This is a genomic window from Sphingomonas zeae, assembly GCF_014197135.1.
GTDB classification, from domain to species: Bacteria; Pseudomonadota; Alphaproteobacteria; order Sphingomonadales; family Sphingomonadaceae; genus Sphingomonas; species Sphingomonas zeae.
This window is the reverse complement of record NZ_JACIFA010000002.1, coordinates 406,249-429,566: the sequence shown is the minus strand read 5'-3', so window position 1 is coordinate 429,566 and position 23,318 is coordinate 406,249. Positions and strand designations below refer to the sequence as shown.

General features: G+C 65.8%; 30 protein-coding genes and 1 other RNA gene. 17 read left to right on the top strand and 14 right to left on the bottom strand.

Features of this window, described 5'->3' with window-relative positions; genetic code table 11:
- Positions 1-193: 193 nt before the first annotated feature.
- Positions 194-1,735: a putative bifunctional diguanylate cyclase/phosphodiesterase gene (locus GGR45_RS05190; protein WP_175310872.1), complete on the top strand. Its 1,542-nt coding sequence runs from the start codon at positions 194-196 to the stop codon at positions 1,733-1,735.
- On the opposite strand, the gene GGR45_RS05185 is transcribed toward GGR45_RS05190, so the two are convergent.
- A complete protein-coding gene (locus tag GGR45_RS05185; protein ID WP_175310873.1) occupies positions 1,710-2,285 on the bottom strand; it encodes a DUF924 family protein in 576 nt (191 codons plus the stop codon). The genes GGR45_RS05190 and GGR45_RS05185 overlap by 26 nt on opposite strands.
- On the opposite strand from GGR45_RS05185, the gene mtaB reads away from it, so the two are divergent.
- From mtaB to GGR45_RS05170, 3 genes are read left to right on the top strand one after another with little or no spacing between them, the layout of a single operon-like run.
- Positions 2,284-3,528 carry a tRNA (N(6)-L-threonylcarbamoyladenosine(37)-C(2))-methylthiotransferase MtaB gene (gene mtaB / locus GGR45_RS05180; protein ID WP_175310874.1) on the top strand — a complete coding sequence of 415 codons (1,245 nt, stop codon included), beginning with the start codon at positions 2,284-2,286 and terminating at the stop codon, positions 3,526-3,528. The two genes, GGR45_RS05185 and mtaB, sit on opposite strands and share 2 nt — an antisense overlap.
- Positions 3,525-4,460 carry a signal recognition particle-docking protein FtsY gene (gene ftsY / locus GGR45_RS05175; protein WP_076709299.1) on the top strand — a complete coding sequence of 312 codons (936 nt, stop codon included), beginning with the start codon at positions 3,525-3,527 and terminating at the stop codon, positions 4,458-4,460. Before mtaB ends, ftsY begins: the two co-directional genes overlap by 4 nt.
- The gene (locus GGR45_RS05170) at positions 4,457-5,071 is read left to right on the top strand and encodes a septation protein A (RefSeq protein WP_175310875.1); all 615 of its coding nucleotides are present in this window, start codon (positions 4,457-4,459) and stop codon (positions 5,069-5,071) included. Before ftsY ends, GGR45_RS05170 begins: the two co-directional genes overlap by 4 nt.
- Before the next feature lie 194 nt (positions 5,072-5,265).
- Here GGR45_RS05170 and GGR45_RS05165 read toward each other — a convergent pair whose 3' ends face one another.
- Complete coding sequence (locus GGR45_RS05165) at positions 5,266-5,877, bottom strand: superoxide dismutase (protein ID WP_175310876.1); 612 nt, start codon at positions 5,875-5,877, stop codon at positions 5,266-5,268.
- Between the two features lie 67 nt (positions 5,878-5,944).
- The gene (gene pspF / locus GGR45_RS05160) at positions 5,945-6,994 is read right to left on the bottom strand and encodes a phage shock protein operon transcriptional activator (RefSeq protein ID WP_175310877.1); all 1,050 of its coding nucleotides are present in this window, start codon (positions 6,992-6,994) and stop codon (positions 5,945-5,947) included.
- A 175-nt stretch (positions 6,995-7,169) separates the two neighbouring features.
- Between pspF and GGR45_RS05155 the strand changes: the two genes are divergently transcribed.
- From GGR45_RS05155 to GGR45_RS05110, 10 genes are read left to right on the top strand one after another with little or no spacing between them, the layout of a single operon-like run.
- Positions 7,170-7,316 carry a hypothetical protein gene (locus tag GGR45_RS05155; protein WP_175310878.1) on the top strand — a complete coding sequence of 49 codons (147 nt, stop codon included), beginning with the start codon at positions 7,170-7,172 and terminating at the stop codon, positions 7,314-7,316.
- A 29-nt stretch (positions 7,317-7,345) separates the two neighbouring features.
- Positions 7,346-8,014: a phage shock protein PspA gene (gene pspA / locus GGR45_RS05150; protein WP_175310879.1), complete on the top strand. Its 669-nt coding sequence runs from the start codon at positions 7,346-7,348 to the stop codon at positions 8,012-8,014.
- A gap of 1 nt (position 8,015) precedes the next feature.
- On the top strand, positions 8,016-8,309 hold the full coding sequence (pspB, locus tag GGR45_RS05145) for an envelope stress response membrane protein PspB (RefSeq protein ID WP_175310880.1): 294 nt from the start codon (positions 8,016-8,018) through the stop codon (positions 8,307-8,309).
- Position 8,310: 1 nt separating this feature from the next.
- Positions 8,311-8,694, top strand: a complete 384-nt coding sequence (gene pspC, locus GGR45_RS05140; RefSeq protein WP_175310881.1) for an envelope stress response membrane protein PspC — start codon at positions 8,311-8,313, stop codon at positions 8,692-8,694.
- A 40-nt stretch (positions 8,695-8,734) separates the two neighbouring features.
- Positions 8,735-9,031, top strand: a complete 297-nt coding sequence (locus GGR45_RS05135; protein ID WP_175310928.1) for a hypothetical protein — start codon at positions 8,735-8,737, stop codon at positions 9,029-9,031.
- A 12-nt stretch (positions 9,032-9,043) separates the two neighbouring features.
- Positions 9,044-9,343, top strand: coding sequence for a hypothetical protein (locus GGR45_RS05130; RefSeq protein WP_175310882.1), 300 nt, complete (start codon positions 9,044-9,046; stop codon positions 9,341-9,343).
- 29 nt (positions 9,344-9,372) lie between these two features.
- Positions 9,373-9,630 carry a hypothetical protein gene (locus GGR45_RS05125; RefSeq protein ID WP_175310883.1) on the top strand — a complete coding sequence of 86 codons (258 nt, stop codon included), beginning with the start codon at positions 9,373-9,375 and terminating at the stop codon, positions 9,628-9,630.
- Positions 9,631-9,652: 22 nt separating this feature from the next.
- On the top strand, positions 9,653-9,892 hold the full coding sequence (locus GGR45_RS05120) for a hypothetical protein (protein WP_175310884.1): 240 nt from the start codon (positions 9,653-9,655) through the stop codon (positions 9,890-9,892).
- Between the two features lie 2 nt (positions 9,893-9,894).
- Positions 9,895-10,563 carry a hypothetical protein gene (locus GGR45_RS05115; protein WP_175310885.1) on the top strand — a complete coding sequence of 223 codons (669 nt, stop codon included), beginning with the start codon at positions 9,895-9,897 and terminating at the stop codon, positions 10,561-10,563.
- Between the two features lie 40 nt (positions 10,564-10,603).
- A complete protein-coding gene (locus GGR45_RS05110) occupies positions 10,604-11,005 on the top strand; it encodes a SufE family protein (protein WP_175310886.1) in 402 nt (133 codons plus the stop codon).
- A 196-nt stretch (positions 11,006-11,201) separates the two neighbouring features.
- Here GGR45_RS05110 and GGR45_RS05105 read toward each other — a convergent pair whose 3' ends face one another.
- Both GGR45_RS05105 and GGR45_RS05100 read right to left on the bottom strand, forming a co-directional pair.
- Complete coding sequence (locus GGR45_RS05105) at positions 11,202-11,522, bottom strand: (2Fe-2S) ferredoxin domain-containing protein (protein ID WP_175310887.1); 321 nt, start codon at positions 11,520-11,522, stop codon at positions 11,202-11,204.
- Positions 11,519-12,058 (bottom strand): J domain-containing protein, encoded by a 540-nt coding sequence (locus GGR45_RS05100; protein WP_175310888.1) that lies wholly within the window; start codon positions 12,056-12,058, stop codon positions 11,519-11,521. The genes GGR45_RS05105 and GGR45_RS05100 overlap by 4 nt, the downstream gene beginning before the upstream one ends.
- A 229-nt stretch (positions 12,059-12,287) precedes the next feature.
- Between GGR45_RS05100 and GGR45_RS05095 the strand changes: the two genes are divergently transcribed.
- Genes GGR45_RS05095 through GGR45_RS05085 form a run of 3 tightly spaced genes read left to right on the top strand, consistent with a single transcriptional unit; the run spans position 12,288 to position 15,601 of the window.
- Positions 12,288-13,826, top strand: coding sequence for a SulP family inorganic anion transporter (locus tag GGR45_RS05095; protein ID WP_343051156.1), 1,539 nt, complete (start codon positions 12,288-12,290; stop codon positions 13,824-13,826).
- Positions 13,823-14,461, top strand: a complete 639-nt coding sequence (locus GGR45_RS05090) for a carbonic anhydrase (RefSeq protein WP_175310890.1) — start codon at positions 13,823-13,825, stop codon at positions 14,459-14,461. The genes GGR45_RS05095 and GGR45_RS05090 overlap by 4 nt, the downstream gene beginning before the upstream one ends.
- A gap of 60 nt (positions 14,462-14,521) precedes the next feature.
- Entirely contained in the window at positions 14,522-15,601 is a 1,080-nt protein-coding gene (locus GGR45_RS05085; protein ID WP_175310891.1) for a hypothetical protein, read from the top strand.
- 23 nt (positions 15,602-15,624) lie between these two features.
- Here the strand turns inward: GGR45_RS05085 and rnpB are convergent.
- The 9 genes from rnpB to GGR45_RS05040 form a co-directional block, all read right to left on the bottom strand.
- Positions 15,625-16,005, bottom strand: an RNA gene (rnpB, locus tag GGR45_RS05080) — RNase P RNA component class A.
- A 154-nt stretch (positions 16,006-16,159) separates the two neighbouring features.
- Entirely contained in the window at positions 16,160-16,849 is a 690-nt protein-coding gene (locus GGR45_RS05075; RefSeq protein ID WP_175310892.1) for an N-acetylmuramoyl-L-alanine amidase, read from the bottom strand.
- A gap of 67 nt (positions 16,850-16,916) precedes the next feature.
- Positions 16,917-17,759 carry a CheR family methyltransferase gene (locus tag GGR45_RS05070; protein WP_336621452.1) on the bottom strand — a complete coding sequence of 281 codons (843 nt, stop codon included), beginning with the start codon at positions 17,757-17,759 and terminating at the stop codon, positions 16,917-16,919.
- A gap of 56 nt (positions 17,760-17,815) precedes the next feature.
- Positions 17,816-18,910 carry a chemotaxis protein CheB gene (locus tag GGR45_RS05065; protein ID WP_175310894.1) on the bottom strand — a complete coding sequence of 365 codons (1,095 nt, stop codon included), beginning with the start codon at positions 18,908-18,910 and terminating at the stop codon, positions 17,816-17,818.
- Positions 18,911-18,942: 32 nt separating this feature from the next.
- The gene (locus GGR45_RS05060; protein WP_175310895.1) at positions 18,943-19,308 is read right to left on the bottom strand and encodes a response regulator; all 366 of its coding nucleotides are present in this window, start codon (positions 19,306-19,308) and stop codon (positions 18,943-18,945) included.
- A gap of 82 nt (positions 19,309-19,390) precedes the next feature.
- Complete coding sequence (locus tag GGR45_RS05055) at positions 19,391-19,819, bottom strand: chemotaxis protein CheW (protein ID WP_175310896.1); 429 nt, start codon at positions 19,817-19,819, stop codon at positions 19,391-19,393.
- Complete coding sequence (locus GGR45_RS05050; RefSeq protein ID WP_175310897.1) at positions 19,819-22,143, bottom strand: chemotaxis protein CheA; 2,325 nt, start codon at positions 22,141-22,143, stop codon at positions 19,819-19,821. Before GGR45_RS05050 ends, GGR45_RS05055 begins: the two co-directional genes overlap by 1 nt.
- 73 nt (positions 22,144-22,216) lie before the next feature.
- Positions 22,217-22,861: a histidine phosphotransferase family protein gene (locus GGR45_RS05045; RefSeq protein WP_175310898.1), complete on the bottom strand. Its 645-nt coding sequence runs from the start codon at positions 22,859-22,861 to the stop codon at positions 22,217-22,219.
- Positions 22,858-23,310: a M67 family metallopeptidase gene (locus GGR45_RS05040; protein WP_175310899.1), complete on the bottom strand. Its 453-nt coding sequence runs from the start codon at positions 23,308-23,310 to the stop codon at positions 22,858-22,860. Before GGR45_RS05040 ends, GGR45_RS05045 begins: the two co-directional genes overlap by 4 nt.
- Positions 23,311-23,318: the final 8 nt, after the last annotated feature.

Genomic DNA, 23,318 nt, shown 5'->3' with positions numbered 1-23,318 from the left:
GCCGCATCGCCAAACGCAAAAGCGCCGGCGGGCGAAACCTCGCCGGCCAGCGTGCACCCTTGGGCGCTTCACTTTCACATTCCGAAACGGAACCTGGGTGGGCTCTTATGGGAAAATGCCGACGGACGCAAGTCTGGCGCGGTCGGACGCGGCGTTAACCCATTGTACACCCCTGCCATGCGACCGCTAGGCCATGTCCGCGTCGCGTCACATCGTCGCCAAAACCTCTGCGTCCGCCAGCTTTTCGGGCGCGGCGGTGGCGGGCGGCGTCCTGTTGCTGGCCGCCGCGATCGTCCTGATCCAGCTGGGGATGGACCAGTCTGCCAAGATGCTGCTGTCGGCGACCGCTATTGCCGCGACCCTCGTCTATTGGCGATTGCCCGCCTTGTCCGCCCGCTCCCCCGATGCCGAGCAGATCGATCCGCTGACCGGGCTTACGAACCGGCGGTACTTCCATGATGCGGGACAGGGCATGATCGAAAGCGTGCGGCGGCGCCATCGCGGCATCGCGCTGATGCTCGTCGATATAGACCGTTTTCGCGCCATCGCCGGGTCGTTGGGGCATGAAACGGGCGACCTGCTGCTCCGCCACGTCGCCAAGACCATTCGCGACGAGGCACCGTCCGATGCGATCGTCGCGCGGTTCGAGGGCGATTGCTTCGGCTGCCTCATCCCCTTCGATCCGCGCGGGCGCGACCGGGTCGAGCGGCTGGCCGAACGGCTGGCCATCCGCCTCGGCCAGCCGGTTCGCCTGGCCGAACAGGAACTCACGCCCCGCGCCGCCATCGCGCTGACCCGCATCGACGACGGTACCGCGACGATCGACCGGCTGGTCCGCCAGGCCGACCTCGCACTGATCGCCGCCAAGGCGCGTAATGACGGCAAGCCGCTCTGGTTCGTGCCCGCGATGGAAGAGGCCATGGCGGAGCGTAACGCCATCATCACCGATCTTCGCGCGGCCCTGGCGCAGGGGGATATTCAGCCCCGGTTCGAGGCGCAGGTCGATCTGGGCACGGCGCGGCTGACCGGGTTTGAGGTGTCGGGGCATTGGGAGCATCCCAGCTTGGGCACGATGACCGCCGAGCGCTTCATGCCGGTCGCCGAGGCTTGCGGCCTATCGGGCGAGGTGTCGCTGTCGCTGATGCGACAGGCGATGGCGGCGGCGCGCGACTGGGACCCGTCGATCACGCTGTCGATCCCGCTGGCGGCATCTCAGTTCCAGGATGCCTGGCTGGCGCAAAAGATCATCAAGACACTGACCGAATGCGGCTTTCCGGCCCACCGGTTGGAAATCGAGATTACCGAGAATGCGCTGTTCGCCAATCTCGCGCTGGCGCAGTCGATCGTCATCAGCTTGAAGAATCAGGGCATTGCGCTGGCACTCGACGCGTTCGGACGTGGCTATTCCAGCCTTGCGCACCTGCGTGCCCTTCCCTTCGACCGGGTGCGGATCGATCCTAACTTCATCCGCAACATGGCCTCCGATCCCGATTGCTGCGCGATCGTCACTGCCATCGTCCATCTGGGTGACAGCCTGCATCTGCCAGTCGCAGCCAAGGGCGTGCGAGACCTGGATATCGAGATGCGGTTGCGCGACATTGGCTGCTCGCATGGTCAGGGCGCGCTCTATGGCCCGCCCCTCGACTTGGCGCAGGTTCGTCAGATGCTGGCCGAAAAACGCCTGCTGGCGGGCACGACGGCCAGCGCGCCTACCAGCCCGCGCCTGGCCGGCTGAGATAGAGGCGCTCCTCCTCGGTCGTGGCGCGCCCCAGCGCCGCGTTGCGGCTGGGGTAACGACCATAAAGCCGGATGACGTCGCGGTGATCGCGCGCGAAGGCCAGATTGTCCTCCCGCCCCAATTCAGTGAACTTGGCGACGCTCAGATCCTGCATTGCTCGCGATTCCGCGTGCATTAGAGGCAGATAGACGAACGCCAGACGCTCGGGCGGATAATGATGCTCCCACCCCGCATCGATCGCGGAGAGGCACAGGTCCAGCGCCAGCGGATCGGCGGCGAAGGCCTGTGCGGAGCCCCGATGCAGGTTGCGCGAAAACTGGTCGAGCAGCAGGATAGCGGCGAGCAGCGTGTCGGGATCGTCGCGCCACCCCGCCGCCTCCGTCGCCAGCACCTGGTCACGCAGCGTGCCAAAACGCTCGGCGATCACGCGGTCGAGGGCCTCGTCCCTGGCGAAATGCTTTTCCGGGGCCAGCGAAAACCAGAAGTCGAGAACGTCCTGCGTCTGCGCGTGGACTATTCGTTCATCCATCCCTAGATCGGCGGTCATGTCGTCCCTCCCTCGGCCCGAGATTATCAGCCTGGGCTGCCGCCTGAATATCGCCGAAAGCGAAACGATCCGCACGCTTGTCGGCGAGGGCGGGGACATGGTCGTCGTCAACAGCTGCGCCGTCACCAACGAAGCGGTCAAACAGACCCGCGCCGCGATCCGCCGCGCGGCCAGGGCGCGACCCGATGCGCAGATCATCGTGACCGGCTGTGCGGCGCAGATCGACCCCGCTAGCTTTGCCGCCATGCCCGAGGTCGCCCGCGTACTGGGCAATGCCGACAAGCTGCGCGCGGAAAGCTGGACCTCGGCCGAGCCGATGCTGGTCGCCGATCTGTCACGGGTGGTGGAAACCGCGCCACATCTTGCCTCCGCCTTTGCTGGCCATGCACGCGCCTTTGTCGAGGTGCAGAATGGCTGCGATCACGCCTGCACCTTCTGCATCATCCCAACCGGGCGCGGACCAAGCCGTTCGGTGCCCGCCGGGCTGGTGATCGAGCGAATCGCGCGCGCGGTCGAACTGGGGCATCAAGAGGTGGTCCTGACCGGCGTCGACCTGACCAGCTATGGCCACGACCTGCCCGGACAGCCGACGCTCGGCCTTCTGATCGAGCGTATCCTGACCCATGTTCCTGCCCTGCCCCGGCTGCGGCTGTCGTCGCTCGACTCGATCGAGATCGACGACCGGTTGTTCGAACTGGTGACGGGCGAGGCGCGGGTAATGCCGCACCTGCATCTCTCGCTCCAGGCGGGCAACGACCTGATCCTCAAGCGGATGAAACGCCGCCACAGCCGCGCCCAATCGGTGGCGATCGTCGAGCGCCTGCTGACCGCGCGGCCGGAGATCGCGATCGGCGCCGACCTGATCGCGGGCTTCCCGACCGAGGATGAGGCGATGGCGGCGGACACGCTGGCGCTGATCGACGATTGCCGGATCGTTCACGCGCATATTTTCCCCTATTCGGCGCGCGACGGCACGCCTGCCGCGCGGATGCCGCAGGTGCCCCACCCGCTGCGCCGCGAACGGGCTGCATTGCTCCGCGAAGCCGCAGCCCGCCGCCGCCGCGACTGGCTGGCCGCCCAGATCGGGCAGACCCGCGACGTGCTGGTCGAACGGCCGGGCACGCGCGGCCACGCGCCCGACTTCGCGGACATTCACTTTTCCCCCGCCATCGAACCGGGCAGCATCGCCCGCGTTCGGGTTACGGCGGCGACCGAAACCCATCTGATCGGACAATTGGCATGAGTTCTTCCTCCTCCTGGCACGAAAAGCTGCTCGGCGGTTTCCGTCGTACCTCGGACCGGTTGGTCGGCAATCTGGCGGGGCTCGGCACCGCGCGGCTCGACGACGACACGCTGGACGAGATCGAGGAAGCGCTGATCGCCTCGGACCTCGGCCCCGAAACGGCGGGCCATATCCGCACCCGGCTGGCCGAGGGCAGCTTCGAGCGGAACATGGAGGATCTGGGCATCCGCCTGGTCGTCGCCGAGGAGGTGGAGAAAGCGCTGGCCAAGGTCGCCACGCCGCTGGAGATCGACGCCTTTCCCCGGCCGCAGGTGATCCTGGTCATCGGCGTCAACGGATCGGGCAAGACGACGACCATCGCCAAGCTGGCGCATCTGTTCATGGAGCAGGATTACGGCGTGATGCTGGCGGCGGGCGACACCTTCCGCGCCGCCGCGATCGGCCAGCTCGCCACCTGGGCCGAGCGGGTCGGCGTGCCGATCGTGTCGGGCAAGGAAGGCGGCGACGCGGCGGGCATCGTCTATGAAGCCGTAAAACAGGCGACCGCGACCGGCATCGACGTGCTGATCGTCGACACCGCCGGACGCCTCCAGAACAAGCGCGAGCTGATGGACGAACTGTCCAAGATCCGCCGCGTGCTCGGCCGCCTGAACCCTGAGGCGCCGCATGACATCCTGCTGGTGCTCGACGCCACCACCGGCCAGAATGCGCTCAACCAGATCGAGGTGTTCAAGGACGTCGCAGGCGTCACCGGTCTGGTCATGACCAAACTGGACGGCACCGCGCGCGGCGGCGTGCTGGTCGCGGCGGCGGAGAAATACGGCTTGCCGATCCATGCCATCGGTGTCGGCGAGGGCATGACCGACCTGCGCCCCTTCGACGCCAATGAGGTCAGCCGGATCATCGCCGGTATCGAGGGAGGCCGCAAGTGAACGCCCCCAAGAAGGAAGCTAGCGCCGGTTTGAAGGCCGGAATCGAGTACGGCCCGCTCGTCCTGTTCTTCGCGGTCAATTTCCTGGCGCCGCTGGGGCCGCTGACCCGCGTGCTGGTCGCGACCGGCGTCTTCATGGCGGCGACCGTGGTGTCGATGATCGTCAGCAAGGTGAAACTGGGCCGCATCTCGCCGATGCTCTGGATGTCGGGCGCGCTGGTCGTCGTGTTCGGCGGCCTGACCCTGTATTTCCATGACGAGCGCTTCATCAAGATGAAGCCGACGATCGTCTACGCCATGTTCTCGGCGATGCTGTTCTTCGGCCTCGTCACCGGGCGACCGCTGATCCAGATGGTGCTGGGCAGCGTCTATTCGGGCCTGACGCCCGAGGGCTGGCGCAAGCTGACCCGCAACTGGGCGCTCTTCTTCGCCTTCATGGCGGTGCTGAACGAAGCGGTGTGGCGCAATTCGACCTGGGATTTCTGGGTCGGGTTCAAACTTTGGGGCGCGATGCCGCTGACCATCGGCTTTGCCATCGCCAACATCCCGATGCTGTTGAAGCACGGGCTGAACGCGGAGACCGCGAAGGTCGACGAACCGCCCGTGGAGTAATTATCCTCCCCGGCACGGGGAGGGGAACCATGCGCAGCATGGTGGAGGGGGCGTGCGGCTAGATTCGCCCTATGTGGAAGCCCCCCTCCGTCAGCGCTTCGCGCTGCCACCTCCCCGTCCCGGGGAGGATCAAATAAAAAGGGCGGCCCCATCGGAGCCGCCCTTTCCTGTATCCGAACCGGATTGCCGCGAAATTACGCGACGGCCGCCTCGTACCGGCGACCGGCTTCGTCCCAGTTCACAACGTCCCACCAGGCCTTCAGATAGCCCGGGCGGTCGTTCATGTAGGTCAGGTAATAAGCGTGCTCCCACACGTCGTTACCCAGGATCGGCATGCCCTTGTCGGCCACGACGTCCATCAGGGGGTTGTCCTGGTTCGGGGTCGAGGTGACCTTCAACTTGCCGTCGGCGTCCGCGATCACCCAGGCCCAGCCCGAACCGAATTGCCCTGCACCCTTGGTGTTGAACTCGTCCTTCAGCTTGTCGAGACCGCCGAACGCCTCGATCGCTTCAGCTAGCTTGCCCGAGGGCTGGGTCGTGCCGGGCTTGGTCATGATCTTCCAGAAGAAGTCATGGTTCCAGAAGCCGCCGCCATTGTTGCGGACGACCGCCGGGGCCGACGAGATGTTGGCGAGGATATCCTCAATCGACTTGCCCTGCAGCGACGTGTCCGCCTCGACCGCCTCGTTCAGCTTGTTGGTATAGGCCGCATGATGCTTGTCATGGTGGAAGGTCATCGTCTCCTTGGAGATGACCGGCTCCAGCGCGTCATAGTCGTAAGGAAGGGGCGGCAGTTCGAAAGCCATCGTGATTGCTCCTTTTGGGGTTTGCCAGTGGCAACGCCGGACGCCCCAAATGGCTCCCCGAACGGAGTTACGCAACCGTTCCGATCAGATCGTGGCGACGAAGTGCATGGCGGAGCTGGTCGTAGGACAGCCCCAGCGCCTCGGCGGTGGTCCGTTGGTTAAAGCGGTTCTCGGCCAGCGCGCGGGTCAGCAATTCGCGTTCGAACCGGGCGACCCGCGACTTGAAATCCGACGGACCGACATCGCAGGCCGCCACTTCATCGCCGTCGTTGCTTGCAGGGGCCGGTGCATTACCCTGCCCCGCCTCCTCACCTTTGGCGGCGGCGGGCGACTGGCCTTGCGGACGATAGGGCGAGCGGAACGGATCGATCTCGATCGCATCGACCGGCCCTTCCCGGTCCCAGCGGTAAACCGCGCGTTCGACCACATTGCGCAATTCGCGGACATTGCCGGGCCAGCGATGCTCCATCAGCGCATCGGTCGCGCCTGCGCCAAAGCCCGGCCAGCTGTCCCAACCGATTTCGGCAGCCATGCGCCGCCCGAAATGATTGGCCAGCACCATGATGTCGCTCTTGCGCGCGCGTAAGGGGGGCAGCGTCACCACCTCGAAACACAGCCGGTCGAGCAGGTCGGCGCGAAACTGATGCGCGGCGACCTTGTCGGGCAGATGCTCGTTGGTCGCCGCCACGATACGCACATCGACCCGCAACGGCCGCGACGAGCCGATCCGCGTCACCTCGCCATATTCGACCGCGCGCAGCAGCCGGTCCTGCGCTGCCATGGACAATGTCCCCAGCTCATCGAGGAACAGCGTGCCGCCATTGGCCTCCTCGAACCGTCCCGCCCGCGCCTTGGTCGCACCGGTGAAAGCCCCCGCCTCATGGCCGAACAGTTCGGCCTCGATCAGTGTCTCGGGCAGCGCGGCGCAGTTCATGACGACCAGTGGCTGGTCCCAGCGGCCGCTCAGGCGGTGAAGGCGCTCGGCGACCAGTTCCTTGCCGGTCCCGCGCTCGCCGATGACCAGCACCGGGCGGTCGAGCGCGGCGGCGCGGCTGGCCCGTTCCAGCGCGTCCAGAAAGGCCCCCGATTGGCCGATGACCTGCGTTGTCCGCTCCATTCCCAACAGGTGGCGGATTTTCCCAAGCCTTGGCAAGAGGACAATCGTTATTGGAACGCAACCAAATTGGGAAATGGCGGATTTCCGCCGTTTTTGAAACTGGCACGCTCCCTGCAAAGCATAGGGCATCCCGCCGATGAGCGGATCGAAACAAAAGAATCAGGGAGTTTCCACCATGTTCGCCACCGCCTTCACCCGCCAGATCGCCGCCATTGCCTGCACCGTCGTGATGAGCGCCACCTGCCTGATGGGCGCCCTCGCCCCTGCGCATGTCGCCACTGCCACGACCCCGGTTGCAGCGATCGAGGCACCGACTGCATAACAAAGACATTCGCCATCAAGGAGTATCCGATGGGCATTTTCTCCCGCACCCGCGACATCGTCGCCGCCAATTTCGCCGACCTGCTGGACAAGGCGGAAGACCCCGCGAAGATGATCCGCATGATCATCCTCGAAATGGAGGAGACGCTTGTCGAGGTGCGCGCCTCTGCCGCCCGCACGATCGCCGACCAGAAGGAAATCCGCCGCCATATCATGAAGCTGGACCAGCTTCAGGACAGCTGGACCGAAAAGGCCGAGCTGGCGCTGTCGAAGGACCGCGAGGATCTGGCCAAGGCTGCGCTGATCGAGCGTCAGAAGGCCGCCGACATGGCCGACCAGTTGAAGGCCGAAGTCCAGGTGCTCGACGATGCGCTGCGCGCGTCGGAAGAGGACATCGCCAAGCTGCAGAACAAGCTGCGCGAGGCGCGGACCAAGCAGAATGCGGTCCAGACCCGTCTGGAAAGCGCCAACAACCGCTATCGCCTGCGCGAGATGTGGAACGGGGCCAAGACGCACGACGCGTTCAGCCGCTTCGACATTCTGGAGCGCAAGGTGGATGAGGCCGAGGGCCGCGCGGAAGCGCTGGGCCTGGGATCGAACCCCAAGACGCTCGAGGACGAGATCGCCGAACTGCGCGCCTCCGACCGGGTCGATGCCGAACTCGCCGCGCTCAAGGCGCGCCTGAACAAGGGGGAGTGAGATGGAGGATTTCTTCAACATCGCCGTTCCCATCGTCACGATCTTCGTCGCGCTGCCCTGGCTGTTCCTCCACTATATGACCAAGTGGAAGCAGGCGCCGAAGATCACGCATGAGGACGAGCAGCTGCTCGACGAGCTCCACCTGCTCGCCCGGCGGCTGGAGGATCGGCTGAACACGGTCGAACGGATCGTCGCGGCCGACAATCCCGACTTCAAACCCAGCCTGTCGCAGCCCGAATGGCGCCCCGAGGGTCGTCTCGGCCGCACCGACTACAGCCTCGATCGGAGGAACTGAGATGACCGCTAGCCGCACCCAATTCTACCTCGACAAGCAGAATGCCAAGTTCAAGGGCGTGTGTTCCGGTATCGCCGACTATACCGGGGTCGACGTTCTGTGGGTCCGCATCGCCGCGGTCCTGCTGACCGTCACCGGCGTCGGCATGCCCTGGGTCCCGCTTGCCTATATGTTGGTCGCCTGGATGGCGACGGCCAAGCCGATCGACCTCTACCAGTCGGACGACGACGCCAAATTCTGGCAGGGCGTGCGCAGCAATCCGCGCCGCTCGACCGCCGAGGTCCGCTCGAAGTTCCGCGATCTCGACCGTCGCCTCGCCGATATCGAACTGCACTATACCAGCCGCAACCGCCAGCTCGCCGACGAGATCGACAGCCTGCGCTGAAACCGGCCTGCACAGCAATTATCCTATGGGAGTATGGATTATGTCTTGGGGAGGACCGGGTTTCGTCCTGGCGATCATCGCAATTTCGACGATCGGTTGGGTCATAACCACCTGGATACGGGCCAAGCACGGCTACAGCCTGGAAAATGATTGGGGCGGCATGACGCACAAGGGCGACATCGCCGATGGCCGCAAGGTCGAATTGCTGACCGCAGAAAACCAGAAGCTGGTCGGTCAGGTCTCACGACTGGAGGAGCGGATCGCCGTCCTCGAGCGGATCGCCACCGACCCCGCCGAGCGGACCGCGCGCGAAATCGACGCGCTGCGCGATCGCTGAGGGAGAGAGGTCATGCGCGATATCGTTCCCGTCCTTGGCATCCTGATCCCCATCCTGGGTATCAGTTGCGGCCTTCTCGCCATCATCGGCGGCGTCTTTCTGAAACCCTGGTTCGCCCTTCGCGAAAAGCAGCTGGCCACCGAAGCTTCGATGGTCGCGGAAAAGGCGGCACAATATGCCGCCCAGACCGAGCGGCTGGAGCAGCGGGTCCGGGTGCTGGAGCGGATCGTCACCGATCGCGGCCTGGCGCTGAGCGACGAGATCGATGGCCTGCGCGTGACGGGCGAAGCGCCCGCCCGCATCGACCACTGAGATAAAATTTTTTAAGGGGAGTCACCGCCATGTCCGGCTCACAGTTCATGGTCGTTCTGATCGTCGCGATCGTGATGATCACCAGCATCTTCAAGGCAAAGCATCGCCGCTCGCCCGGCCTCGACATGGTCGAGCATCTGCGCAGCGAGGGCAATCGCGATACCCAGGCGCTTCGCGCCGAGATGCAGCAGCTTAAGGACCGTATCCAGGTGCTGGAACGCGTCATCACCGACCAGCACAAGAGCATCGATCTCGACCGCGAGATCGAGCGTCTTCGCGGCCGCTGATTCGAAAACGGAGACCGGGATCATGACCGATACCAATCTCTATATCGTCATCGCCACCGCCGGCCTTGCGGGCCTGGCGATGATCGTCACCGCCGGGCTGGCGGGCTGGCGCGGATGGCTGCAGCTCAAGAGCCGCGAATTCGATCGTGCCCACGACCTGCCTTACCCGCCCGCGGGCTCGGCCGCCTCGCGAATTGAACTGGCCGACCTGAAGGAGCGTATTCGCAAGCTCGAAGCCATCGCGGCCGGAGTGGATCTCTGACCGTGGTCCGCCTTGCCGCCCTTCGCCGCTGGACGGCGCGAATAGGCTGTGGCGGGGCGGTGATCGTCGCCGGGGTCGTCCATGTCCCCGCCGCGCTCGCCTTTCCCTATCGCGCGGAGTTCGGCACCACGACGGTCCTGGCGGAAAAGCCGATCGACCGGACGGCGATGCGACGGGTACTGGCGCGCGCCGACCGACTGCTGGCGGCCAGCCCTCTCTACCGGCCGGGACTGGCGCGGCAGGTGGTGCTGACCAATGGCGGCTGGCGCTGGGACATGCTGTCGATCGGTGCGCGCGGCTCGATCGCCTTTCGCCGCCCCTTCGCCCATGCGCTGATCTTCAACCGCAGCTCGGTGGCGACGGACCGGGTGACGAATGGAGCGCCGCTGGGTGGTGTGCGCACCCTGTCGGGCACCATCGCGCATGAAATGACCCACAGGCTGGTCGCCGACCATATCGGCGAATGGGCCGCCCTTCGCCTGCCCGCCTGGAAGCGCGAGGGCTATCCCGAGTATGTCGCCCAGGAAACCAGCATCCGGCCGCAGGATGAGGCAATGATCCGCCAGCGTGATCCGAATGCCCGCGTCCTGACCTATTATGAAGGACGTCGCCGCGTGGCGGCCGAGCTCCAGCGCAATGGTGGCTCGGTCGACGCCTTGCTGGCACCCTGAACGGTTGTCGGCACGCACGAACCACGGTAGCGCGGGGGCCATGTCCGATCTTGCCGAAATCCGCGACGAATATGAATTTCTCGACGCCGACGATCGCTATCGCCTGCTGATCGACCTGGGTCGCGCGCTGGAACCGATGCCCGACGCGCTGAAGACCGACGCGACATTGGTGCGCGGATGCTCGGCTTCGGTCTGGGTCTATCCGACCAAGAGCGAGGCCGACGGCCTGCACTTCCTGGCGGACTCCAACGCCGCGATCACAAAGGGCATCATCGCGCTGGTCCTGAAGACGGTGCAGGACAAGACGCCTGCGGAAATCCTCGCGACCGATATCGAGGGCGAACTGGCGCCGTTCGATTTGAAGAACCAACTGAGTTCCAACCGGACGCAGGGGATTCCCAACATGATCGCGCTGATCCGGGAGACGGCCGGGCGGTATTGAGGTTTGGGTGGGCTGTGTGAGACACCTGGCCCTCCCCCATCCCCTCCCGCTTGCGGGAGGGGAGCGGCTAGAGGCGAGTGACGTGCGATCCTCGACCGTTTAAATTAGGGCTTGGCCTGACGAAACAGCCCCGGTGCTGGCCGCCTGGCCGCTCCCCTCCCGCAGGCGGGAGGGGATGGGGGAGGGCCAAGGGGTCTCACCGAGCCCCGGCTTGAAACCCCAACTCCCCCCGCCCCAATCGCGCCGCGATCGCCTCGACATCCTCGTCCGGCGTCACCACCAGCCATTCCCCCGGCCGGCGCCCATCGACCAGCGTCACGGCATTTTTCGGACACAGTCCCAGGCACTTGGTCTCGATCACCCCGACCGAGGCCTTGCGCCCCTTGCCGAATATTCGCTTCAGCGCCTTGGCCAGCGAAGTCTTGCCCTTCGGCCCGAACCCGCCGCCGACCTTTTTCGAGCATTTGCCGCAGACCAGGACCGTTGCTTCCCATTCCGCCTTGGCGCGGCGGATCATTCGGGTTTCCAGCTCCGCCGTTCCTCCGCGGCGCGCAGGACCTCATAGGCTGCCTGAACCTGCTGGAACTTGGTCGCTGCCTCCGGGTCGTTGGGGCGGATATCGGGGTGGTTCGCCTTGGCGAGGCCGCGCCAGGTTGCGCGGATCAGGTCGAACTCGGCGTCTGGCTCGAGACCCAGCGCATCGAGCGCGCGCATCTCGTCGCGGGAGCGGGTGCCGTCGCCCGGCCCGGCCCAGGCCTGGTGCTTGGATTGGGCATAGCCCGCGCTCGTCCGCCGTTCAGAGGCTTCGCGCGCGGCGGCCTCCTCGGCGCTCAGACCCTGAAAATAATCCCAGCCGCGATTATACTCGGCGGCATGGGCCTCGCAGAAATACCAGCGATCGGGGCTGTTGGGGGATTTGGGCGCGGGGCAATTGCCCGGCTGATCACAACCATGCCGGTCGCAGATTCGCACGGGTTTGGCCTCCCGCGCCGCGCCGTAACTGCGCCAGCGAGGAAAGCCCCAGTCGTTGGATCGGGTAGAAGAACGCGCCACGCCGGCCGATTTAAGCGACTTGCGCGCCGGTGCAAGCACGGAGGTCAAGCTTTGCGGTACCGGGCCGTCAAATGGCGCCGCCGAAACGCTTGACCGGCAACGGCTGCCTCGTTCATGAATTAAACGTCATCATATATTCATGTCCGTACCGGACATATGCGGACGTCTAGCCTTGTCAGGAGCCGTCGTGGCCAAAAGTCGTTCTTTCCTGGCCACCGCGAGAGCGGACGTGCCAGCCTCGATCGTGGTGGCGCTGGTCGCGTTGCCGCTCTGCCTGGGTGTCGCGGTCGCCTCGGGCGCACCACCTTTTGCGGGCATGATCGCCGGAATCGTGGGCGGTCTGGTCGTCGGTTTTCTCTCCAAATCCCCCTTGTCGGTCGCGGGGCCTGCGGCCGGTCTGACCGTGATCGTGTTCGAGGCGATCGAACGGCTGCCCAGCTTCCAGGTCTTCCTGCTGGCGGTGACGCTGGCGGGCGTGCTCCAGCTGGCCTTCTCGTTCACGCGCGCGGGCGTTCTGGCCGAGTTCGTCCCCTCCTCGGTGATCACCGGGATGCTGGCGGCGATCGGCCTGATCCTGATCCTGAAGCAGGTCCCCCACGCGGTCGGCTATGACGGCGATTTCGAGGGCAGCTTTGAATATGCCAGTCGTGCGGGCGGCAACACCTTCACCGACTTGTGGACCAGCGTCAGCAACGACATCGCGCCGGGCGCGGTCCTGATCGGCGGCGTCTCGCTGGCCTTCCTGTTCTGGTGGGATCACGCCAAGCCCAAGCAAGGCCCGCTGCGGCTGTTGCCGGGGCCGCTGGTCGTCGTCGTCATCGGCGTGGTTGGCAACATGCTGCTCGGCGCGCTGCGTCCCGAATGGCAGTTGGCGGGGGCGCATTTGGTGCAGGTGCCGGTTGCCGGCAGCGCGTCGGAGTTCGTCGGCCAGTTCCGTCTGCCCGACTTTTCCGCGATCGGCATGGGCGCGGTGTGGACCACCGCGATCACGCTGGCGATCGTCGCCAGCCTCGAATCGCTGCTCAGCGTCAAGGCGGTCGACGAACTCGATCCGCGCCGCCGCACCACCGACAAGAATTGGGAGCTGATGGCGCAGGGCGGCGGCAATATCGTCTCCGGCCTGCTCGGCGGCCTGCCCGTCACCTCGGTGATCGTCCGCTCCTCGGCCAATGTCGATGCAGGGGCGGAGAGCAAGCTGTCGACCATGCTGCACGCCACCTGGCTGCTGATCTCGGTCGCGCTGATCCCGGTCGTGCTGAACCAGATCCCGCTCGCAGCACTCGCCGCCGTGCTGATCGCCACCGGCTATAAGCTGTGCAAGCCCAAGCTGTTCACCGAGCGATACAAGCAGGGGTGGAGCCAGTTCATCCCCTTCATCGTCACCATCCTGGCAATCCTGCGCACCGACCTGCTGATCGGGATCCTGGTCGGGCTGGTCGTGGGCTTCGTATTCGTCGTGGCGCGCAATTTCCGCCCTGCGCTGACCTTCGCCTGCGACGACGAGGATTGCCTGATCCGCGCGCGGCGCAACCTGTACTTCATCCACAAGTACGAGTTGCAGAAGTCGCTGGCCAAGGTGCCGGACGGTGCCAACCTGCTGATCGACCTGTCCTCTACCTCCTATGTCGACCTGGACAATGTCGACATCATCAACGCCTTCATCAAGGGCGCCGACTTCCGCGGGATCAGCGTGATCGTGCGCGGCGACATCGCCGAGCGGACCGCCCCGCTCATCAATGCCCCATCGACAGGAGTGCGCTACGCATGAGGGAATATAAGCAGCTCCTGCTCGCCAATAAGGCCTGGGCCACCGAACTGCTCGAGGAGAAGACCGACTTCTTCCAACGGCAGACGGCGGGACAGAAGCCCGACTTCCTCTGGATCGGTTGCTCGGACAGCCGGGTGACGCCGGAGCAGATGACCATGACGCCGCCCGGCGGCATGTTTCTCCACCGCAATATCGCCAATCTGGTCCACGACGACGATCTGAACCTCTTGTCGGTCGTCCAGTACGCCGTCGACGTGCTGAAGGTTCGTCACGTCATCCTGTGCGGCCATCACGGCTGTGGCGGCGTGCTGGCGACGCTCGAAGGCGGAACGGAGGGGCCGTTCGACCAGTGGCTGGCCAATGCCCGCGACGTGCTGCATCGCCATCAGGATGAAATCGATTCCCAGCCGGATCAGGCCGCCCGGGTCAATCGCCTGGTCGAAGTGAACGTGATGGAACAGTTGCGCCACCTGGCACGGCTCGACACCATCCAGAAGGCCTTTGCCGAAAAGCGCGAGCTATGGCTGCACGGCTGGGTCTATGACATTCGCGACGGGCATATCAAAACGCTGCTCGAAATCGACGCGAACACCGATCTCGACGGGCTGGCGCGGCCGGACAAGGTTCTGGTGTGATCCCGTTCGCTTGATCCTGCCCTGAGCAGCGCATAGGCTCTCCCCATCAGGGAGAATGTCATGCGGGCTTGGAATTTGGCGGCACTGGCGGCGGTCGTGATGGCGAGCGGCGTGTGGGCGCGTGATCTGGAGGTTCCGGCGAACAAGGGCTGGATGCACGCAAGGACCAAGCTGATCGTCCGGTCGAACGTCGCCGGTCTGAACCGGACCCAGATCACCGACGCGACCACGACCGAGCATGACATTGCGGTCAAGCTGGAGAGCGCCGACCGATCGGTCTTCGCCACGCTGTTCCTTTTCCACCCGGCGGTGCCCAGTGTGCCCCTGTGGTTCGACCGCTCGCGTACTGCGATCGAGGAGCGCAAGAATTTCGACAAGGGCGCCCCTGCCAGCGCCGATCCGATCGCCTTCGCCCCATCCGGTTCCGGTCCAGCGGTCGCCCTGCGGCAAAGCTGGTCGCTGCTGAGCAGCCCCTATCGCAGCACCTCGCTGGCCGTCATGCCGATGGGCGAATGGATGTTGGTCGCACGTCTGACTGCCGAGAAGCTGACTGCTGACGCTCTCGATCAGAAGATGAACGAGATCATCGCCGCGCTGAAGCCCGCCATTGCAACCACCGCCGCTTATCCCGGCCCGGCCGTGCCGATCAGCCCCTGCGCGGTGCAGACCGACTTCGCGCACCTGCCCAAGGCCAAGGTGGAAAAATCGAACACGTTCAATCCGCTGTTCACGTTGCTGATGAACGCCGCGGTCATCGATCAGATCGAGAAGGACAAGGCGAACCCGAAGGCGGAACCGGTTAAACCTGCCGCTCCCCTGTGCCGTGAGGGCGCCGGCACGACTCCGTTCGGGGTCTATCGTTGGGAGGAAAGCGACAGCGACGGCTATATGATCGCACTCTATGATGCCGGGCGGACGATAGACGTCTTCCCCGATCTCATGAGCCAAGTGGAAAATCGCAAGACCAGGTCATATGCCGTTCGTTTGAACGACGTCGACAACAGCGCGAGCAGCTATCCGTCATTCACGAATTTGCCCCGCCCCGAACAGGTATTCGATCTCATCGCCAAGGGTGCACCGACGGGCAGGTCGCAGGGCACGGCCATCACGATCCATTCCAACGCGCTGGGCGGGTCCTGATCGGACCCCGCCCGCGCAGGACATCAGCCAGAGGGCCTGTAAGCCGGGTTCTGTCCACCGGCCAAAGCCGGATGGGCGACCATTCTTCTAGGACGATGCTTGCGCATCGCCTCAAGCAACCAACCCGGATAGCGGGCGGGAACACGCCCCGGCGCTTTCGCGCCATGCCATCCCTATTCGGTCTTGCTCCCGGTGGGGTTTGCCATGCCGTTCCCGTTACCGGGACCGCGGTGCGCTTTTACCGCACCCTTTCACCCTGACCTGGCCGAAGCCGTGGCCGTCTGCTCTCTGTGGCACTGTCCCTGGGGTCACCCCCGCCGGGCGTTACCCGGCACCGTCGTTCCGCGGAGCCCGGACTTTCCTCGCCCCCGGTTTCCCGAAGCCGCGGCCGCCCGGCCCTCTGACTGCGGGCGGCTGTAGCGAGAATGCAGCGGAGGGCAAGGGGTTTGTGAGTGGGGGTATCGCGTGGGCTTCGACTTCGCTCAGCCTGAACGGAGTGACGTATTGAACCCGAAGAGCCGTTCAGGCTGAGCGAAGTCGAAGGCCAAGGGAATCCCCTCAACCATCCCCCTGCGGACGCGGCAGGAGCAACGCCAGCAGGATCATCCGACACTCAGCATCGATCTCGCCGTCGATCAGTTCGGGGCGAAAGCGCCGCTGGAACGCCATGATCGCCGCCATCCGGTCGGTCACGTCATAGCCGAAGCGTTCCAGCGCCAGGCAGAAACCCGCTTCGGTCCACATCGGGTCCATCAGATTCTTGGTCGGGCGCGGCAGGGCCAGGCGACGCTTGGCAAGATCGCCCCAGGGGAACAGTTCGCCGGGATCGCGCTTGCGGGCGGGGGCGATGTCGGAATGGCCGACGATATTGCCCCGCGTGATGCCGTGCCGCTTCTGGATGTCGGCGACCAGTTCCATCACCGCCGCGATCTGTTCGTCCGGGAACGGGCGATAGCCCCAGTCATGGCCGGGATTGACGATCTCGATCCCGATGCTCGCCGAGTTGACATCCTCGATCGATCGCCAGTGTGAGCGGCCCGCATGCCAGGCGCGCTCCGCCTCGTCGACCATGCGCAGCACGGTGCCGTCCTCGGCGACGAGATAGTGGCACGACACCTTGGCCTCGGGATCACGCAGACGGGCGATAGCCGATTCCGCATCCTGCATCCCCGTATAGTGCAATACGATCATCGTGATGGGCAGGCTACGCGCGTCGAAATTGGGTGACGGCGTGTCGACGATCGTCATGCAACCTCCTGAACGACCCCGGTTCGTCCGCCCCTGTTAGCGGGAAGCCGCGCGCAAGGATATGGCTTCATGCACGTGGCGCGGGATCGCCCATATCGCTCTTCTGGTACATGCCACGCCCGGCCGAGGCGAGCTGGAACAGGTCGGTCTGTCCCATCACCGTCTCGCCCGCTCCCAGGATCAGCAGGCCGGTAGGCCGCATCGCCCCGGCGATGGTATGGAAAGCGCGCTTCTTCGGCTCGGGCGCGAAATAGAGCATGACATTGCGGCACAGCACCACATCGAACGATCCGCCGGGCGCCGGGTCGATTGTCAGGTTCATCTGGCGAAAGGCGATGTGGCGCAGCAGTTCGGGCCTAGCCACCCATTCATTGCCGGGTCGCCCTTCGAACCAGCGGACCATCTGGCGGATGGGCAGGCCGCGCTGCACCTCGAACTGGGTATAGGAACCGCTGCGCGCCCGCGCGATGGCGGCTTCCGACACGTCGGTCGCAACGATCTCGGGCATCGGCGTACCGTGTGTCTCCTGGCGCTCGGCAAAGATCATCGCCAGCGACAGGGGCTCCTGCCCCGTCGAACAGCCCGCACTCCAGATGCGGGCGCGCCGCCCTGCCCGCTCCACCTCGGTGACCACCTCGACGATATTGTCGAAGACGTGCCGGTCGCGGAAGAAGGACGTCTCACCATTGACCAGCGCATCGATGACCCGGCCGGCCAGATGGGGATCGCGGCCGTCGAGAACGGCATAGACGAGTTGATCGAGCGTCTCGATCCGCCGTTCGCGCATCAGCGGTAGCAGGACGGTGTCGACGCGCGTCGAGCGGTGGCTGGCGATCTGCTGGCCGGTCCGTGCCTCGAGGAGGGCGCTGAGGACGGCGAGCGACTGGCCCGACGAGGCGGATTGCACCATCGCCATGCCTCCGGGTCGGACAGGGGTTGCCGGCGTCCAGCTTGAGGCCATGACCATCAGCGGGGCGCTCCCGCCGCGATCATCGCGCCGATCGCCTCTGGGGTCATCACGGCATCGGCGAGCCCATCGGTGACGACCGCGCCGGGCATTCCCCAGACGACCGCGCTGTCGCGGTCCTGGGCGACGATCGTCGCGCCTGCGGCCTTCAGCATCCGTGCTCCCTCCAGTCCGTCGCGCCCCATCCCCGTCAGCACGATGCCCCAGGCCCTCTCACCCCATAGCTCGGCCATCGAGGCGAACATCGGATCGACCGATGGCAGGCAGCCGCTGCGCGCGCGCTCATACTTCAACCGGATCGCCGCGCCGCCATCGGTCAGCCGGACGAAAGTGACGTGCGCGTCACCAGGGGCTACGATGATCTGACCGGCTCGAACGCGCATCCGGTCCTCGGCCATCACGCTCGGCCGGCGCGCCATGGCGGTCATCTGTGCTGCGAAAAAGGAGATGAAGGTGGCGGGCAGATGCTGCGTCACCACGATCGGCACGGTCATCGTCGCCGGGATGGGGGCGAACAGTTCGCTCAGCGCATGAATGCCTCCAGTCGATGCACCGATGCCGATGATATCGGGCCACGCACCGTTGAACGGGACGGCTTCCCTGACTACCGGCGCGCGTGTGCGCGGCACCGGCGCTGCGCGATCGCCCGAACGGGCCAGCGCGTCGAGCTTCTGGAGGAGCGCATCGCCAAACCCCGCCAAACCCTGCGGCCGGGGCTTGTCGAGCGTATCGGCCGCCCCCTGCGCCAGCGCCTGTACCGCCGCCGCGCCGCCCACCGGGGTGGAGGCCGAGACGATGATGATCCGTGCGCCGCCGCCCGCCGCGATCAGCCGGGGCAGCGCGGTGATGCCGTCCATGCCCGGCATGGCGACGTCGAGCAGGATGATGTCAGCCGAATGGTCGCTGAGAAATGCCAGCGCCGCCTCGACATGGCTGACCGCGCCAACCACCCGAAACCGCTCATGCGGCTCGATCTGCCGCGCGATCAAGGCCCGGGCGACCGCCGAATCGTCGACGATCAGAACCCGGGTGGCCCCGACCTCCCGGGTCGCGGATGGCGTGGCGTGAATGGGGGGCGGGGGGATGTAGGTCATGGCGCAGCGATCCCGGACGGATGCCGTCCCGTTCAGATCATGCCGACCAGCTGGAGCTTGCTTTCCAGCGTGTCGCGATCGAACGGCTTCATGATATATTCGTCCGCGCCCGCGTCGATCGCGGCGCGGATATGCGCCATGCCATTTTCGGTGGTGCAGAAAACGATGCGGGGCCGCCGCGGCAGATTGGCGTCGCGCAACGCTCGCAGGAAATCCATGCCGCTCATCACCGGCATGTTCCAATCGAGAAGGATGACGTCGGGAACCGCCTCCAGGCAAGCCTCCAGCGCCTCGCGGCCGTCCCCGGCCTCGCGCACCTGCAGGTCGAGCGTTTCCAATATGTGGCGCGCGACCTTGCGGATCACCTTGGAGTCGTCGACGACGAGACAGGTCTTCATTCGGTACGCCCTATTCCTACCTGGGGTCCCAATGGACCTGCCATTCAAAATAGTGCTCGAAAGTAACGGTCCCGTTAATCGGTCAGGCCAGCATAGCCGCCGGCTGCGGCACTAGTTTCGCCAAGTCCAGGATCAAGAGCGGCTCGCCATTACGAAAGACCATGCCGTCGGCGGCACGCGACCAGCGGTCTTCCTTCGGTGCGACAAGTGGCATCGAGCGCGTCTCGAACGTCTCGATATCGTCCAGAGCGTCGACCAGCATGGCGTAGTAATGGCCATCCTGCTGGGTGATGACGGCGCGGCGGACGTGCGGCGCGGTCGGCTCCAGCCCCAGCGAGCGGCGCGTATCGACGACGGTAACGACCCGGCTGCGCAGCGCGGTGAGCCCACGGACCGACGGATCGGCGCGGGGCACCGCCACGATCTCCCCGATATCCACGACCGAATCGACCTGGTCCGCGTCGAAGGCCACGCCCTGCCCGGCGATGCAGGCGATCAGGAACAGCGGCATCAGCGACCTCCCCGGCGCGCATGGCCCGCCAGCGCCGCGATCAGGGCAGAACGGTCATAGCGATAGATGCTGCCGGGCTCGCAGGCCCCTTCCCGATCGCGACACAGGCGCAGGACGGGGGCGTCCGAACGGTCGGCGGCGACCGCATCCTCGTCCATGACCAGGCGAACGGCCGGTGCCTCGTCGCCATCGGGCCGAAGCGTGCAGCGATAGCCATGCGCCTCCAGCACGGGGCGCAGAAAACGGTCCATCCATGCCGCGCCTGCCCCGTCGAGCAGGCAAAGCGGCGCGGCCTCCCCATGGTCCGGAACATCGGAATCGAGGAAGAAGGCCAGTGGATCGAGTATCTCGATCGCCCGCCCTTCGCATACGGCCACGCCCAGTACCGGTCCGTCCGCCGCGGGTGAGATATCGGCAGGAAGCTGAATGATCTCCAGTGCGCCGCCGATCGCATAGGCGCATTCGGCTTCGCCATCGGTCAGGCGCAGCACCTCGATCGTCCCCCGCGCCAGCGCCCGGTCGAGCGCGGCGGCATCGCCATGGTGGAGCGGTATCGTCGCCCCATCGACGACCAGGCGCGTGCGTCCGCCCGAACGGTGAATGGCTTCGGCACTCGCCTTCTCGACCCGGTCGATCGCGCCCAGCGGAATGGCGCGGCGCGCGCCGTCCAGATCCTCGAACAACAGTGCGGGGTTGGCGGCATCCGGGGCAAGCGCCTCGGTCGCCGCGATGATGTCCTGCTGGAACCGGAGCCCGGCCGCCAAAGCCAGGCCGCCGCCATCGAGCAGCAGCATCGGCATTCCGCTGTCGGGTAGCGTCTGCCCCGCATAAAGGCCGGTGCCCATCACGGCCGGAGCGGCAGGCTTGACCACGACCTCCTCGGTGTCCAGCACATCGTCGACGCCCAGCGCATAGTCACCCTCGCGGGTGGACACGATCACCAGCGTGGTGGGTTCGCCTTCGCCGATCGCGAGAAAGGGGGCGAGGGCCAGCATCGGCAGGCGTCGGCCGCGCACGGTCGCGACCTTGATGTCCCCGACCGGGTCGATGCGGACCTGATCGCCGCGAACCTTGACGATCTCCTCGATCGTCTGACGGGCGATAGCGAAACGCTGGTCGGCGACCGCGACGATCAATGTCGACATGATCGACAAGGTCAGCGGAACTTGAATGGTGATGGTCAGGCCCCGGCCCGGTCGGTTGTCCAGCGCGATGCGGCCGCCGACATGCTCGATATTGGCGCGCACCACATCCATGCCCACGCCGCGCCCGGATACCGCCGAGACGGTATCGCGGCTGGACAGGCCCGGCTCGAAGACGAGCCTCAGCTTGTCGGCGGGCGTCATGCCTGCGACCTCGGCGGCGGAGCGGACATCGTTCGCCACCGCCTTGGCCGCGATACGCGCAACGTCGATGCCCGCACCGTCATCCTCGATCTCGATCAAGATCTGGTTGCCTGATTGGCGCGCCGTGACGCGGATCTGGCCGGTCGGTGCCTTGCCCAGGCTGCGCCGCCGCGCGGGCGTCTCTATGCCATGGTCGATGGCGTTGCGGATGATGTGGACCAGCGGGTCCCGCATCATCTCTATCATCTCGCGGTCGAGGTCGACATCCGATCCCTCGATACGCAAGCTGACCGCCTTGCCCAGCTCCGCCGCCGTATCGCGGACCATGCGGGGCAGCGCGGAGAAAAGGGCATCGACCTTCTGCATCCGGGTTCGCGTCACGGTGTCGCGCATATCGGCGACGGTCAGCGACAATTGATCGAGAGCCGCCTCGACGCGCGGGTCGAGCACATCGTCGCGCAGTCTTCGCGCCAGTTCGTTGCGGGCCAGCACCATGTCGGACATGCCGCTCATCATCCGGTCGAGCAGGTCGACGTTCAGTCGTATGCTGCGGGGCGCGGTGCGTGGCGTGCCAGCGACACGCGGGGCCGGAGCGGTCGCGACCACCTCCTCCACGCGGGTCAGCGCGGCGATCAGCGCCTCGTCATCCGAATCGTCCAGCGTCACGTTCGCCGCGATGCCCTCGACGATCGCACCGATCCGGTCGACGATCGCCAGCACGGCATCGACCAGCGCGGTATCGGGCATCCGCTTGCCGTCGCGCGCATCGGCCAGCACATCCTCGGCGGCATGGCTCAAGCGTGCGAGGCGCGGCAGATCGAGAAAGCCGCAGCTCCCCTTGACGGTATGGACGAACCGGAAAATCGCATCGAGGCGCGCACGGTCGCCGGGCGCTGCTTCCCACGCGACGACCTCGCTGGACAGCGCTTCCAGCGTTTCGCGGGTCTCGGCAATGAATTCCTGTAACAGGTCGTCCATAAATCCCCGAGGGAGCCCCCAGCTTCCCCGCTGAGATCCGCTCCCTCTTGCCGCCACAAGATTAAAAGGGCGTTTACCCCGCGCGGATCGCGGCCCCCAGGATCATGGTATTGGGCGCGGGCTCCGTCACCAGCGTCATGCCGCCGAGTTCGGTGGTAAGCGTATGAACCAGAAAGGCGGGCGCCGTCCGCGAGGCCAGCGGCTCGGTCCCCCGCCCCTCCATCAGGGTGCGGCGGATTTCCGGGTCGAGCAGGATTCGCGGCCCCTCTATGCGGATCGCGATCTCGATGGCCTCGCGTCCCGCCTCCGCCCCGATATCGATCGTGCCGCCCCGCGCCAATGCCTCGACCGCGATCAGCGCCAGATTGACCAGAATGCGTACCGCGGGCTTGGGCAACGACGGTGCCTCGACCAGCCAGCCCAGCGTGGTGCGGCGATTGTCGACCAGCAGCCCCTCGATCGCGGCCTTCGCCTCGGCCATGTCGACCCGTTCGCTGAAGCCGCCGCCCGCCCCGAAGGCCAGGCGAAAGAATTTCAGCTTGTTGGCCGAGGCGCGCGCGCTGTCGGCCAGCAATTCCATGCACCGCGCGCGCATCGCCGGATCGGTTTCATCGGCGAGCAACTCCAGCCCGTTGTTGAGTGCGCCCACCGGCGACAAAAGATCGTGGCACAGTCGCGAACAGAGTAGGCTCGCGAAATCCACCGGGCTGACGGTCATGCAAAATCCCTTGACGAAGTTCCCCTTTTTGACGCGCCCGGCCCCTCGGCGCAAGCAAGGGTGAGCGGATCGAACCGGCCATGGCGGCGGCCCGCCGCGACGGCACGCCAGGCGGTGACCTCCCCGCCCCCAACGATCAGCCAGATCGTGCCGTCGGGCGCGGCGTCGGCGGCATCGCGTGGGGACGGCTCGGCCAGCCCGGTCGGGTGCGAGTGGTAATGACCGATCACCGCCGGTCCGTCCTTCCGCGCCACACGGTGCGCGGCGATCAGCGCGACGGGGTCGATCTCGAACCGGTGCCACGGCTCGGACGCGACATTGGCGCAGGGCATGACCCGCGCGATCCGGTTTCCTTCGCCCAGCAACAGTCCGCACACCTCACGATCGGGCGACGCCGCGGCGGTTATCAACAGGAAGTCCAGCGCATCGCTTGAAATCGTTACGGTCATGCCCAATT

Coding starts and splice junctions, on each gene's coding strand:
- GGR45_RS05190 (WP_175310872.1), top strand. CDS start 194: ATGTCCGCGTCGCGTCACATCGTCGCCAAAACCTCTGCGTCCGCCAGC.
- mtaB (WP_175310874.1), top strand. CDS start 2,284: ATGTCGTCCCTCCCTCGGCCCGAGATTATCAGCCTGGGCTGCCGCCTG.
- GGR45_RS05185 (WP_175310873.1), bottom strand. CDS start 2,285: ATGACCGCCGATCTAGGGATGGATGAACGAATAGTCCACGCGCAGACG.
- ftsY (WP_076709299.1), top strand. CDS start 3,525: ATGAGTTCTTCCTCCTCCTGGCACGAAAAGCTGCTCGGCGGTTTCCGT.
- GGR45_RS05165 (WP_175310876.1), bottom strand. CDS start 5,877: ATGGCTTTCGAACTGCCGCCCCTTCCTTACGACTATGACGCGCTGGAG.
- pspF (WP_175310877.1), bottom strand. CDS start 6,994: ATGGAGCGGACAACGCAGGTCATCGGCCAATCGGGGGCCTTTCTGGAC.
- GGR45_RS05155 (WP_175310878.1), top strand. CDS start 7,170: ATGTTCGCCACCGCCTTCACCCGCCAGATCGCCGCCATTGCCTGCACC.
- pspA (WP_175310879.1), top strand. CDS start 7,346: ATGGGCATTTTCTCCCGCACCCGCGACATCGTCGCCGCCAATTTCGCC.
- pspB (WP_175310880.1), top strand. CDS start 8,016: ATGGAGGATTTCTTCAACATCGCCGTTCCCATCGTCACGATCTTCGTC.
- pspC (WP_175310881.1), top strand. CDS start 8,311: ATGACCGCTAGCCGCACCCAATTCTACCTCGACAAGCAGAATGCCAAG.
- GGR45_RS05135 (WP_175310928.1), top strand. CDS start 8,735: ATGTCTTGGGGAGGACCGGGTTTCGTCCTGGCGATCATCGCAATTTCG.
- GGR45_RS05130 (WP_175310882.1), top strand. CDS start 9,044: ATGCGCGATATCGTTCCCGTCCTTGGCATCCTGATCCCCATCCTGGGT.
- GGR45_RS05125 (WP_175310883.1), top strand. CDS start 9,373: ATGTCCGGCTCACAGTTCATGGTCGTTCTGATCGTCGCGATCGTGATG.
- GGR45_RS05120 (WP_175310884.1), top strand. CDS start 9,653: ATGACCGATACCAATCTCTATATCGTCATCGCCACCGCCGGCCTTGCG.
- GGR45_RS05110 (WP_175310886.1), top strand. CDS start 10,604: ATGTCCGATCTTGCCGAAATCCGCGACGAATATGAATTTCTCGACGCC.
- GGR45_RS05105 (WP_175310887.1), bottom strand. CDS start 11,522: ATGATCCGCCGCGCCAAGGCGGAATGGGAAGCAACGGTCCTGGTCTGC.
- GGR45_RS05090 (WP_175310890.1), top strand. CDS start 13,823: ATGAGGGAATATAAGCAGCTCCTGCTCGCCAATAAGGCCTGGGCCACC.
- GGR45_RS05085 (WP_175310891.1), top strand. CDS start 14,522: ATGCGGGCTTGGAATTTGGCGGCACTGGCGGCGGTCGTGATGGCGAGC.
- GGR45_RS05075 (WP_175310892.1), bottom strand. CDS start 16,849: ATGACGATCGTCGACACGCCGTCACCCAATTTCGACGCGCGTAGCCTG.
- GGR45_RS05070 (WP_336621452.1), bottom strand. CDS start 17,759: ATGGTGCAATCCGCCTCGTCGGGCCAGTCGCTCGCCGTCCTCAGCGCC.
- GGR45_RS05065 (WP_175310894.1), bottom strand. CDS start 18,910: ATGACCTACATCCCCCCGCCCCCCATTCACGCCACGCCATCCGCGACC.
- GGR45_RS05060 (WP_175310895.1), bottom strand. CDS start 19,308: ATGAAGACCTGTCTCGTCGTCGACGACTCCAAGGTGATCCGCAAGGTC.
- GGR45_RS05055 (WP_175310896.1), bottom strand. CDS start 19,819: ATGCCGCTGTTCCTGATCGCCTGCATCGCCGGGCAGGGCGTGGCCTTC.
- GGR45_RS05050 (WP_175310897.1), bottom strand. CDS start 22,143: ATGGACGACCTGTTACAGGAATTCATTGCCGAGACCCGCGAAACGCTG.
- GGR45_RS05045 (WP_175310898.1), bottom strand. CDS start 22,861: ATGACCGTCAGCCCGGTGGATTTCGCGAGCCTACTCTGTTCGCGACTG.
- GGR45_RS05040 (WP_175310899.1), bottom strand. CDS start 23,310: ATGACCGTAACGATTTCAAGCGATGCGCTGGACTTCCTGTTGATAACC.